Consider the following 12565-nt stretch of genomic DNA (forward strand, 5'->3'; position numbering starts at 1 on the left):
GCTCGCTATGCTCTGGGGATAACCTTTCCGTTCTTAATTTCAAATCGCTTGTCGAATGCTTCATGGGTGCGCTTCCATCGGTTGTGCGTCCAAAGATAGTAGGCGGGTTGCTGTTGGATGCTGTTCTCCAACATCTGGAAGAACTTACGCGTGATAGCGTTGTCGGCTTCCTTGGCAGCTTCAGATGAGAGCAGACGGAAAGTGCATATATACTGGCCTCGGCGTGGGCGCTGCATATCCACGTAGAACACGGCATCGTTCATCTTCTGCATGATGCGCTCGCCGCCAGTGAACACAGCCGTGTCGTGGTTCAGGAAATCTAGCCACAGGTGCATATTCTCCCATTTGGGGGCCTGGTCGCTGATATAGCCGAACAGCGAACGACGGTTCTCATGACGGTAATCAACCAGAAAACGTAAGATATCCTTTTTGGGTATACACACACCACCATGCTTCGAGCGCAGGTTGATAAACAAACGGTCGAAGGCCTTGTTATAGAGTGGGTGGTAGATAAGTCCCATGGCAGCTTGAGGATACTGCTTGAAAGCCAGTCCTGAGGCCGAGAGCCACTCCCAGTTGCAATAGTGCCCCAGGATGGCAGAGCAGTTGCGCCCCTCGTCGAACACCTTCTCTAGTTCCTCAACACCTCTGAACTCGATATGTTCCAGCAGTTGCTCGTTTGAGATGCTCAGCAGTTTAAAGGTCTCGAAGATATAATCGCAAAACCAATGATAGAACTGGCGTTCGATGAGGCGTAGTTCGGTCTTGCTCTTCTGTGGAAACGACGATGTGAGGTTGCGCCATACCACGCGCCGGCGGTATCTCGCCAGGTGAAATACCAAGATGAACATGATGTCGGCCAGCAGGTAGAGGCATTTGAAGGGTAGCAGAGATAGCAAATAAACAAATGCATATAGCAGGTAGTAGGCTATCAAAGTACCCAAGCGACTGATCGGGCCAAATATTTCTTTTATCGCCATATTCTTCAAATTTTGGTGCAAAGATACAAATAATTCGTCATTTTTTAGTACCTTTGCCCCACAAAATATAAAATTACTATATGATATTACTGAGTTTTGATACCGAAGAGTTTGATGTGCCGCGCGAACATGGCGTGGACTTCTCTCTAGAGGCTGGCATGAAAGTGTCGAAAGAAGGTACGAACCGTATTCTGGATGTGTTGAAGCAGAATGGTGTGAAAGCCACTTTCTTCTGCACAGGTAACTTTGCTGAGAACGCACCCGAGGTGATGCAGCGTATTATGGACGAGGGGCATGAGGTGGCCTGTCATGGTGTGGACCACTGGCAACCTACTGAGACCGACTTTGTACGCTCAAAGGAAATCGTGGAAAGGGTAACAGGCCGACAGGTGTATGGCTATCGTCAGCCACGCATGTTTCCTGTGGTGGAATCAGAGATAAAACGTGCCGGCTATCGCTATAACTCAAGTTTGAACCCAGCTTTTATCCCTGGCAGATATATGCACTTGACGGCGCCACGCACCTGGTTTATGAAAGACGGTGTGATGCAAATCCCTGCATCGGTGTCGCCATGGCTCAGATTCCCTCTGTTCTGGCTCTCACTGCACAACCTGCCAGAGGGCTTGTATCACTGGTTGGTAAAGAGAGTGCTGAAGCATGATGGCTATTTCGTAACTTATTTCCACCCCTGGGAGTTCTACGACCTGAAAGAGCATCCGGAATTCAAGATGCCTTTTATCATCAAGAACCATAGCGGTCGCCAGATGATGGATCGACTGGACCGACTGGTGAAGATGCTATTGGCACAGGGACATGAGTTTATTACTTATACAGAATTTGTAAACAAACAGAAGATATGATAAGACTGGCAACTGTTTCGCCCTGTTACAACGAAGAGGACGTGCTGAAGCAATCAGTGGCGCAACTGACTGAGTTGTTCAACCAGATGGTGAAAGAGAAACTCATCAGTAGTGACTCGATGATGGTGTTTGTGAATGATGGCAGTAGAGATCGCACTTGGCAGATCATACAAGAACTGCATCAGGAGAACAGCTATGTAAGAGGAATCAACCTGGCGCGTAACGTGGGGCACCAGAATGCCATCATGGCAGGTATGATGACTGCCAAGGACTGGGCAGATGCTGTGGTGACCATCGATGCCGACCTGCAAGATGATATCGCCTGCATCCCACAGATGGTGAAACATCTGGAAGAGGGTAGCGATATCGTGTACGGCGTAAAGGTGTCGCGACAGGCTGATCCTGTGATGAAGCGCCTCTCGGCACAGGCTTTCTATAAACTGCAGGCCTCGATGGGCGTGGAGAGCGTGTTCAACCATGCCGACTTCCGTTTGATGAGTAAGCGCGCACTCAACATGCTGGCCGACTATAAGGAGCATAACTTGTATCTGCGCGGACTGATACCACAGATAGGACTACAGTCAACAACAGTAGATGACGTGATAGGCGAACGACAGGCGGGTGCCTCGAAATACACATTGCACAAGATGCTGAGTCTGGCCTTGGACGGCATCACCTCTTTTAGTGTGAAACCGCTCTACATGATTCTCTACTTAGGTGTGGTATTTCTGATCATCAGTTTCTGCATTGCCATCTATGTGCTGCACGCGCTGGTTGTACACACGGCCGTGCCTGGTTGGGCTTCGCTGATACTTTCGGTCTGGATGACCAGCGGATTCCTCATGGTGGGCGTAGGTATCGTAGGAGTATATATCGGTAAAATTTATAAAGAGGTGAAGGCTCGCCCACTGTATCATATTCAGGAGATATTGGATTAAGACTATGCGACGTTTTCGTCTTTCGATTTTATTTTTGTTGTGTGCCCATGTGATGGGATTGCTGTTCACCACATTGTTTCGTGGGGCAGAATATGTGGCGCTGCATGGCACTATGGCGGTGCAGACTGATGCCAGTGCCTGGGGCGCTTTTGTGCGGGGCGTGTGGTTCGACAATGTGGTGGCATGCTATATCCTGACACTGCCTTTGCTGGTGCTGATGGTGGCAGCCTGCTGCAACCGTTTTGAGCGCGGATGGCGCCGCTTTGTGCAGGGATGGTACGTGGCGCTCTATACACTCGTGATGGCTATCTCGGCTTCCAACATCCCTTATTATGCTTATTTCGCTAAGAACATCAACTCATCGATATTCAACTGGTTTGGTTATGCCAACACTACGGCTGGCATGGTGGTGGGCGAGTCGTCATACTGGCTCTACATCGCTTTGTTTGTGGTGGCGGTGGGCGCATTTGCATGGGCTATGCTGTGGTTGCGCCGATGTTTCGACGCGCTGATAGCGCAGGCACCACAGGAGTCGCTGACGGGTAAAACCATTGCCTGGCGTGTCGTGGCTACGCTCTGCCTGGCAGGGCTCTGCGTGTTTGGCATCCGTGGGCGTGTGGGCTATAATCCCATCAAGGTGAGCGAGGCCTACTACTGTCAGGATCCATTCCTCAACCAGTTGGGTATCGCTCCAACCTTCAACCTGCTGACCAGCTGGATGGACGACATGCGTCCAGAGAACCGTGAGCTGCACCTTATGGCTTATGACGAAGCTATCACTTATGCCCGACAGCAATTGGGCATACAGGGAGCGGTGGATTCTGCGGATGTACTGAAACGGCATGTGGCGCCCGACTCTATACAGCGCCGACCCAACATCGTGATTATCCTGATGGAGTCGATGTCGGCTTCGTTCCTCCATGCGTTGGGGCAGCGCGAGGAGGTGACACCCACGTTGGATAGTCTGTATCACTGCTCGTGGGCTTTCACAAACTGTTACTCGGCTGGCATCCATACCAACCATGGTCTGACGGCTTCGCTCTACTCTTTTCCTGCCTTGATGAAACGCAATCTGATGAAGGGCACTGTGACACCACGGCGCCACGGACTGCCATCGGTGCTGAAGCAGTTGGGCTATCACAACATGTTCTTTATGACCCACGAGTCGCAATATGATAATATGAATGCCTTCTTCCGTACCAATGGCTACGATGCTGTGTATGCGCAGGAGGACTATCCGATGAATGAGCGTGTGAATGCGTTCGGTGTGAGCGACCATTTCCTGTTTGACTATGGACTACAGCGTATCAACGAGGCCGACAAGCAACAAGCACCGTGGATGGCCACACTGCTCACGGTGAGCAACCATCCGCCTTATGTGATACCCGACTGGTTCAAACCTAAATCGCACAACGAGGAAATGCAAATAGTGGAGTATGCCGACTGGTGTATCGGTAATTTCCTGGCTAAGGCACGACAGGAGAAATGGTACGACAACACGTTGTTTGTAATCATGGCCGATCATGGTAAGATAGTAGGACAGGTGGACTCAGAACTGCCTGAATCCTATAATCATATTCCGCTCATCATCTTCGGACCTGGCGTTACGCCACAGCTGTCTGACCAACTGGCCATGCAGGTGGATGTGATGCCTACTGTACTGGGACTGTTGGGCGCTGAATACGACTTCGACGGCTTTGGTGTGAACCTGTTGAAAACACAGAGAGACATGGTGTTCTATACAGCCGACGACCAAGTGGCTGCACGTGATAAGAGTGGACGTTTCGTATATCTGCCTGCTACAGGTCAGAGCTTCAAGGAGGGTAAGCCCACCACCAGTCATGAGGCTCTAAAAAAATATGTATTCGGCATGATTCAAACAGCCGAATACATGATGCGCCGACAACACGACGACTAATAGCTGCGCCCTAAGCCACAACGGCTTAGGGGCGCTTAAACTTATATACCTGCATCTGGCGCTTGCCAAGTTCGTGGTATAACTCCATCTCATAACCTTCTGCCTGGAATGCCTGCATGTTGCGCTCGGCATCAGTCTTGGTGATGAGCAGGAACCCTTCTTGAGGTTTCTGCAGATGGAAACTCTCAATACGATTGCCTAAGTAGAAGTTCACCTCGAAGAAGTGAACAGGGTCACCCTTGGCTTTCACACCCTCCTCGATATACTCGTAGAGCGTGCCCATGCTGGCTGGCACATGACGGTCGAGATCAGCAGCAACCTCTTTCACCGACTTGGTGTTGAGAACGGTAGGGATGATAGCGCCATCAAGGGCATAATAGATGCTGAAGGTGAGTGCTAACACCGTCCAGATATTCTTGTTGTGGGTGGCAAACCAATAAATACCCAACACTGTGGGTAGAACGAGGAGTGCCAACTGCACGGGATGACTGAGCTGTTGCAGGGCTTGCAGCATCAGGATATTGTCGGCTGCATGCTTACCTGTACCGAAAATGCTCTCAGGCACCAGTCTGCCCTTCACGATCAGGAACACCACCAGAAGCAGCATGCCTAATACAGACAATATGCTGCCATAGATACGTACAACAGGCTTCTGCTGGTTCTCAAGCCACTGCACGTAGCGGGCGATGAAATAGCCGATGAAAGGATAGATTGGCATGAGATACACAGAACGCTTGCTCTGGGGGATGCAATAGAACACAAAGATGGTGATGATGGCCGTGAGGGCAAACAGATCAACATCCTTGAGTTGGCGCACCCACTGCACCAGGCGCTGCCACCAACCTTGCATCACAGGGCGGCGGTACTGGATAAAGCACAGCGAGATGAGAAGCATGAGCATCCAGGGCACGTAGCCGGCAAATACAGTGATGAAGTTATAATACCAAGGTTCAACGCATGAGTTGTAGCCCATGGTGTTGGTCATACGACCGATATTCTCTTCGTACATCAGGTCGAGGAACTCCTGCCCACCTTGTTGCCAGGCAAAGAAGAACCAGATGGCATAGGGGATGAGTGAGAGCACGCCCCAAGCCAGCATCAGGAAGAATGTCTTGAAGAAGTTGACACCGCGTAGCAGCATCACACAACCGATGACCATGCAGGGAATGATAGAGCCTACAGGTCCCTTGGTGAGTGTGCCTAACCCCATGAGCAGGATGGCCAGCAGGGGTATACCGCGCATGCCGTTCTCATACCACCGGTACAGCAGATACAGGGCGCATACGGTGAGCATGGTGAGCACCATATCCACACGACAGTTGGCACCTGCTCTATGCAGTTCGAAACTGGTGAAGGCGATGAGTGCTGCCAGCATGGCAGTGCGCGTGGTGGTGCGCTTGCGGAAGAAGCAGAATCCCCACAGTGTCATGACTATCAAGGCGATAGCTGAAGGGATGCGCGAGGTGGCCTCTGTCACCTCACCGCCAATAGCTGAAACGGCAGCCACACACCAGTGGAAGAAAGGTGGCTTATAAGCCATCTCACCACCGTTGTTGCGAGGTAATGTCCAGTTATCAGTGGCTAGCATAGAGTATGAAACGATAGCCTCACGTGGCTCACCCTTCGTGTGATACTCTGGTAAGCCCAGGAAGGGAAGCAGTGTGATGCAACAAATGACGAGTAGCACTAAGAAAGTGCGATTGGCAAGCATTGATTTCATATTTCGTTTTTTTATCGTTATCTTTCTTTCAAATCATTAGTTGTCTTTTGCAGGATGGCCTTGCTCACCTTCAGCATGCGGTCGGCATCCTTGCTGTCGCGTTTGATGAAGCGGTTGGCATCGAAATCATAAAGAATGAAACCAGTAGAGTCGATCATCGACTGTGCATTGTTGTAGTTGTGTACGGCCATTGGGTAGCGGTAGGTGCTGCTCAGCACGTCGCGGCTGAAAGTGAAGTCGTCGTGGCTTTTTCCTAACTGTCCTAACAGGGTTGCTGCCAGGTCGCTCTGGTTGCATATCTTATCTATGCGCTTGGGGGCCTTTACAACACCGCCTGTCCACACCACGGGGATGAGATTGCGTAAGGGCTTGGTCTCGTCGAGCTGTTGGTATTGAATACCATGGTCGGGCAGCATCACAACGAGTGTGTTATCCCAGACAGGGCTCTGCTTCAGTTTGTCGATAAAGGTGCCGATACACTGGTCCAGATAGTAGAAGGCATTCTGTATCTCGTCGTCAAACTGACTGACGGGCACCTCCCATGGCTCATGACTGCTCAAGGTTGAGAAACCGATGAGGTATGGTTGTTGGATGGTGGTAGCCATCTGATAGACGGTCTCGAAGGTGACATCGTCGGCTACACCCCATTTGGAGGTGACCTGACTCTTGGGATAGTCGTCCATACTGGTGAGATGGTCCCAGCCAGTAGCTATCAGGTAACCGCGCATATTGGTGAAGTTGATGTCGCCACCATACAGATAGTGTGTCTGATAGTTGGCTTGTTTGAGGGTCTTGGCAATAGAGGGCATCGTCTGACTCTTGTCAGGCATCTTCATCACCGACACATTTGGGAACGACGGCCAACCGCTCAGGGTGCAGACAGTACCGCGGTCGGTGCGCCAGGAGTTGCCATAGCACTGTGTAAAACAGATACCTTCATTGGCTATCTGACTGAATCGTGGCATGGTCTCTGGATGTCCGCCCAACTCTGTGAACACGGCACCACAACTCTCCAACAGGATGACAATCACGTTGGGATGCTGGGTGGTGAGCAGAGTGTCGATACCCACACTCTCTGTGGTATAGACATCTTTGAGGATGCCATCCATTTCCTCGGGCTCGAAATAGTTGTAATGATAATAATCATCTTCGCCATGCTCGAACGACGAGAGAAAACTGAACACGGGGTTGACAGCTGAGTGATTGAGAAACAGCTGCTGTGAAAAGAACACCTGACCAGTATTGGTGGTTGACTCGCTGACGCCACCCCGGATGCCTATCACCATCAGGGGGATGCTGAGGATATAGATGATAAGCTCTGTCAGCTTCTGCTTGGTGGGCATGCTTATCTTGACAGGGAACCTGTGTCTGTAACCATCAAAAATGATGATGGTAGCTATGGCGATGGCCAGGAACCGCCAGATGAGATAGGTGGTGGAGACACTGGCTGCCATCTCATTGGGGCTCTCAAGATACTGCAGGCATGTGGCGTTGAGTTTGAAACCCCAGAAAGGATAGAGACTTGTGTCGGCCACAAAGGCCAGCGCAAAAGCCAATGAGATAATCAGAAAATAGACTTGTAGCAACTTATTGAGCCATTTGTGCCAATACCATATCTGTACAGCGCACAGTAAGAAAGGCACAATCAGGAAATAGAGGGCTGTGGAGAGGTCGAGGCCCAAACCATGCTGCACCACTTGGCACACATCGTTTATGCCATACTCATGGTCTTCGCCGCAAAGCAGCATAAAGGCTACCTTGGCTAAGACAAAGACCACAACAGTCCATAGATATGTCCTGATAAGGAAACTAACTCTGCATTTCATGTAGCTTCTTGTAGTAACCGTCTATATTCAGTAACTGCTCATGAGTGCCACGCTCCACAATCTTGCCATCATGCAGTACACAGATCTCGTCAGCATTCTTGATAGTGCTCAGGCGATGGGCTATGGCCACTGTGGTGCGTGTCTTCATCAGGCGCTCCAGGGCATCCTGCACCAGGCGTTCGCTCTCAGTGTCGAGGGCAGATGTGGCTTCGTCGAGAATCAGAATCGGTGGGTTCTTCAGGATGGCACGCGCAATGCTGACACGCTGGCGCTGACCTCCTGAGAGGCGACCGCCACGATCACCGATGTTGGTGTCGAAACCTTGCTCCGATGCCATGATGAATTCGTAGGCATTGGCTATCTTTGCAGCTTCTTCTATCTGCTGTTGGGTGGCATTATCCACGCCAAAAGAGATATTGTTGCGGAAAGAGTCGTTGAAGAGGATGGCCTCCTGGTTCACATTGCCAATGAGCTGGCGCAGATCGTGGATGCCCAGATCTTTCACGTTGATGCCATCTATCAGCACCTCGCCCTCCTGTACATCATAATAGCGTGGTATCAGGTCAACCATCGTCGATTTGCCGCTTCCGCTCTGGCCCACCAAAGCAACGGTCTTTCCCTTAGGAATGGTGAGGTTGATATCCTTCAATACCCAAACCTCTCCATATTTGAAGCTCACATGGCGGAACTCTATCTGATGCTCGAAAGCAGCGATATGCTTGGGCTGTGCTGGTTCCTGAATTGCGTTCTCGGCTTGCAGGATCTTGTCGATACGCTCCATCGAGGCCAGTCCCTTGGGGATGTTATAACCAGCCTTTGAGAACTCCTTCAATGGTTGTATGATGCTATACAGGATGACCATATAATAAATAAAGGTAGGACCCGTAATAGTCTGGTTGGTGAGCACCAGGATGCCGCCAAACCAGAGTACGATGATAATCATCACGGTACCTAAGAACTCGCTCATGGGGTGGGCCATCGACTGACGGATGTTCACCTTCATGATGTCGTTACGATAGGCGGTATTGATCTTGTCGAAACGCTGGTTCATCTTATCCTCGGCGCAGAAGGCTTTGATGATGCGCAAGCCACCTAAAGTCTCCTCAACCTGACTCATGGTGTCGCTCCACAAGGCCTGTGCTTTAATGCTCTTCTGTTTCAGACGGCGACCAACAAGTCCCATAAACCAGCCGAAGATAGGCACAAACAGAATGGTGAACAGCGTGAGCTGCCATGACACAAAGAGTAGGGTAGAGAAATAAACGATGATAAGGATAGGATTCTTGAACAGCATATCGAGACTTGACATGATACTGTTTTCCACTTCCTGCACATCGCCACTCATACGGGCTATGATATCACCCTTACGCTCTTCTGAGAAGAAACCTAAAGGCAGTGCATTAATCTTCTGATAGAGTTGGTTGCGGATGTCGCGCACAACACCTGTACGGATAGGGATAATCGTTGCCGACGACAAGAAATAAGCCCCCGTCTTCATCGCTGTGGTGACAGCCAGGAAGATGCCGATAAGTAGCAGGGTGGTGGTTTGACCGTAGGCAGCTATCAACTGGGTGACGTAGTAGTTCATGTTGTTCATCAACACGCCCTGCACGTTACCCCAGTCCCATGCCATTACTGAGGTGGCTGCCTCTGCCTCGCCTGTCTGGAAAAGTATCTGCAGGATAGGTATCAGCGCCGCAAAAGAGAAGATATTCAGTACAGCCGATAGGATATTGAAGATGACCGACAATACCAGATATTTCTTATATGGCGGAACAAATCGCCTCAGTACGTTTAGAAACTCTTTCATAGTGCCTCGCCTAATAAGGTTGCACTTGTTGAACCAGTGATTCTCACACGAACGGTCTCACCAATATGATGACCTGCCTTGTCGAAGACCACCATCTTGTTCTGTTCGGTGCGACCGCAGAGCTGCTCTCTGCTGCGCTTAGAGAATCCTTCTACCAGTACATCAAACTCCTTGCCCTCGTCTTTCTTGTTCTGGATGGCACTCATCTCTGTCTGCAGGGCGATGAGCTCGTTCAGGCGACGGATCTTCTCCTCCTCGGCCACGTCGTCTGGCAGATGCTTAGAGGCATAAGTGCCCGGACGCTCGGAGTATTTGAACATAAAGGCAGAATCGTAACCCACCTCGCGCATCAGGTCGAGCGACAGCTGATGGTCTTCCTCTGTCTCGGAGTGATAACCTACAAAGATATCGGTAGAAAGACCGCAGTCGGGGATGATACGACGGATGGCGTGTACGCGGTCCATATACCACTCACGAGTGTATTTGCGGTTCATCAACTTCAGAATACGGTCGCTACCACTCTGTACGGGCAGGTGGATGTGCTTACAAACATTGGGCACTTCGGCAATCACTCTCAGGGTCTCGTCGCTCATATCCTTTGGGTGCGATGTGGTAAAGCGCACACGCATGGTGGGAACCTCTTCGGCCACCTTTCTCAAAAGGGTGGGGAAATCGATATCCTCAAACTTATACGAGTTGACGTTCTGTCCTAGCAGGGTTACCTCCTTATAGCCTTTCTCACACAGGTCGCGCACCTCGCGCAGGATGCTCTCGACATCGCGACTGCGCTCACGACCACGGGTGTAAGGCACAATACAATAGTGGCAGAAATTGTTGCAGCCACGCATGATGCTCACAAATCCACCAATCTTATGACCGATGCCGATACGCTGGGGTACCACATCCTTATAAGTCTCGGTGGTAGAGAGTTCGGTATTCATGGCCTTATGTCCCAGCTCGGCCTGTGCAATCAGGTCGGGTAGTGCGAGATATGCATCAGGACCAGCCACCAAGTCGCAGTGGTGGTTGTCAAGCAGGTCGTTCTGAGCCCTCTCGGCCATACAACCCAATACGCCAATCAGCATGCGACTGGCTTCAGGATCAGCCTTCTGGCGGCGACGGCGCTCTGCGTCCAACGCATCCAGACGGTGAAAAATCTTCTGCTCGGCATTATCACGAACAGAACAGGTGTTCAGGAATACAGCATCGGCCTCGTCGATGGTCTCTGTGGTCTCATAACCAGCCATCTGCATCACCGATGCAACTACTTCAGAGTCTGCCACATTCATCTGGCAGCCATAGGTTTCAATATATAACTTCTTCATTTCGCCTGCAAAGGTACAAAACTTTTGCGAGATATGTGTATTTTATGCAAAAAAGATGTTAATGTCGTGAATAGAGTTGTTCGCAAACCCTAAAAAGCCATCCATTCATCCATACTGAATCTATATTGTGATATCTGGTGTGGATGCGTAAATGGTTTAAATACAAATCGTTACGTTTTGGCAGTTTTGTTTTTATCCACATCTTTATTTTGTGAATGAACAGGATGGATTATTTTTTGTAACTTTGTACCGATAGAAAGATGAATAACTGACTTTTTTTGTAAGTAATGACAGATTCTCTACTCGATTTGTCAATTATTAAACTTCTATGTCACGGGAATGTGATACTTTTGCAGCGCGACTAATAAACAAGATAAAAAATGAAGATTCTAAAACTAATTTTAACAGCATTGCTATTCGTTAATGGTTTGAACTTGAATGCTCAGACTGAAGACTATCCGGCTAACTATGCCAAAGGGCCTCGATTTAAAGCACTATTGTGTTATGAACCTACAGCCGAAGAGGCTCATGTGCAGTTTGATAAACAGGCTATTCAGTTTTTTCATAAACTGACGTATGGAGAAGGCTATCTGTTGGATGTGACCACCAATCTGGGTGATTATCGTGACAGTCTGCAAAACTATAGTATCATCATTATGTGTAACTATGGAATAGCTGACAAGAAGACACGTGAAGCTTTTCAGACCTATATGGAGAATGGAGGTGGATGGATGGGGTTCCACGCCTCTGCGTTTAGGGCTAACGAGGCCGAATGGCCCTGGATGACCGAGTTCTTGGGTTGTGGCTCATTCCTCTGTAATCAATGGCCACCACAGTCTGCTCTGGTCAGAGTGGAAACATCTGAGCATCCTGTTACACGCACGCTACCTGAACAGTATGTGGCGCCTGCCTCAGAATATTATCAATGGACCACATCGCCTCGTCAGGATAAAGATGTAGAAATTCTGGTGTCGATATCACCTAAGATGTATCCTTTTGGTATTAAGGATGTGGTGAAGTCAGGCGATTTTCCTATTGTGTGGACAAACAAAAGATATCGAATGATTTATCTGAATATGGGACATGGTGACGAGAGCTTCATGGAGGCCACGCAGAATCTGCTTTATACGAATGCGTTCAGGTGGGTGGTAAGCTGTGACCCTAAAGGCAATCCTTTTGAGAAATAGT

The 12565-nt window shown here is 49.7% G+C and carries 9 protein-coding genes; 4 read left to right on the top strand and 5 right to left on the bottom strand.

Going from position 1 to position 12565, the window contains the following annotated elements; translation table 11 throughout:
- Nucleotides 1–5: 5 nt before the first annotated feature.
- A complete protein-coding gene (locus tag T360_RS0102285; RefSeq protein WP_051523294.1) occupies nt 6–980 on the bottom strand; it encodes a lysophospholipid acyltransferase family protein in 975 nt (324 codons plus the stop codon).
- Nucleotides 981–1060: 80 nt separating this feature from the next.
- Here T360_RS0102285 and T360_RS0102290 point away from each other — a divergent pair, with 80 nt between their 5' ends.
- From T360_RS0102290 to T360_RS0102300, 3 genes are read left to right on the top strand one after another with little or no spacing between them, the layout of a single operon-like run.
- A complete protein-coding gene (locus tag T360_RS0102290) occupies nt 1061–1840 on the top strand; it encodes a polysaccharide deacetylase family protein (RefSeq protein WP_028911359.1) in 780 nt (259 codons plus the stop codon).
- Complete coding sequence (locus tag T360_RS0102295) at nt 1837–2778, top strand: glycosyltransferase family 2 protein (protein ID WP_028911360.1); 942 nt, start codon at nt 1837–1839, stop codon at nt 2776–2778. The genes T360_RS0102290 and T360_RS0102295 overlap by 4 nt, the downstream gene beginning before the upstream one ends.
- A 4-nt stretch (nt 2779–2782) precedes the next feature.
- The gene (locus T360_RS0102300; RefSeq protein ID WP_028911361.1) at nt 2783–4696 is read left to right on the top strand and encodes an LTA synthase family protein; all 1914 of its coding nucleotides are present in this window, start codon (nt 2783–2785) and stop codon (nt 4694–4696) included.
- A 25-nt stretch (nt 4697–4721) separates the two neighbouring features.
- Here the strand turns inward: T360_RS0102300 and T360_RS0102305 are convergent, their stop codons facing one another.
- The 4 genes from T360_RS0102305 to miaB are packed head-to-tail and all read right to left on the bottom strand — an operon-like array spanning nt 4722 to nt 11377.
- Nucleotides 4722–6416, bottom strand: a complete 1695-nt coding sequence (locus T360_RS0102305) for a glycosyltransferase family 39 protein (RefSeq protein WP_028911362.1) — start codon at nt 6414–6416, stop codon at nt 4722–4724.
- Between the two features lie 17 nt (nt 6417–6433).
- Nucleotides 6434–8194 carry an LTA synthase family protein gene (locus T360_RS0102310; RefSeq protein WP_197019252.1) on the bottom strand — a complete coding sequence of 587 codons (1761 nt, stop codon included), beginning with the start codon at nt 8192–8194 and terminating at the stop codon, nt 6434–6436.
- Nucleotides 8195–8225: 31 nt separating this feature from the next.
- Complete coding sequence (locus tag T360_RS0102315) at nt 8226–10052, bottom strand: ABC transporter ATP-binding protein (protein WP_028911364.1); 1827 nt, start codon at nt 10050–10052, stop codon at nt 8226–8228.
- On the bottom strand, nt 10049–11377 hold the full coding sequence (gene miaB, locus T360_RS0102320; protein ID WP_028911365.1) for a tRNA (N6-isopentenyl adenosine(37)-C2)-methylthiotransferase MiaB: 1329 nt from the start codon (nt 11375–11377) through the stop codon (nt 10049–10051). Before miaB ends, T360_RS0102315 begins: the two co-directional genes overlap by 4 nt.
- A 380-nt stretch (nt 11378–11757) precedes the next feature.
- Between miaB and T360_RS0102325 the strand changes: the two genes are divergently transcribed.
- The gene (locus T360_RS0102325; RefSeq protein ID WP_028911366.1) at nt 11758–12564 is read left to right on the top strand and encodes a ThuA domain-containing protein; all 807 of its coding nucleotides are present in this window, start codon (nt 11758–11760) and stop codon (nt 12562–12564) included.
- Nucleotide 12565 lies beyond the last annotated feature (1 nt).

Origin of the sequence: Prevotella sp. MA2016, from assembly GCF_000619825.1 — a bacterium.
Taxonomy (GTDB): domain Bacteria; phylum Bacteroidota; class Bacteroidia; order Bacteroidales; family Bacteroidaceae; genus Prevotella.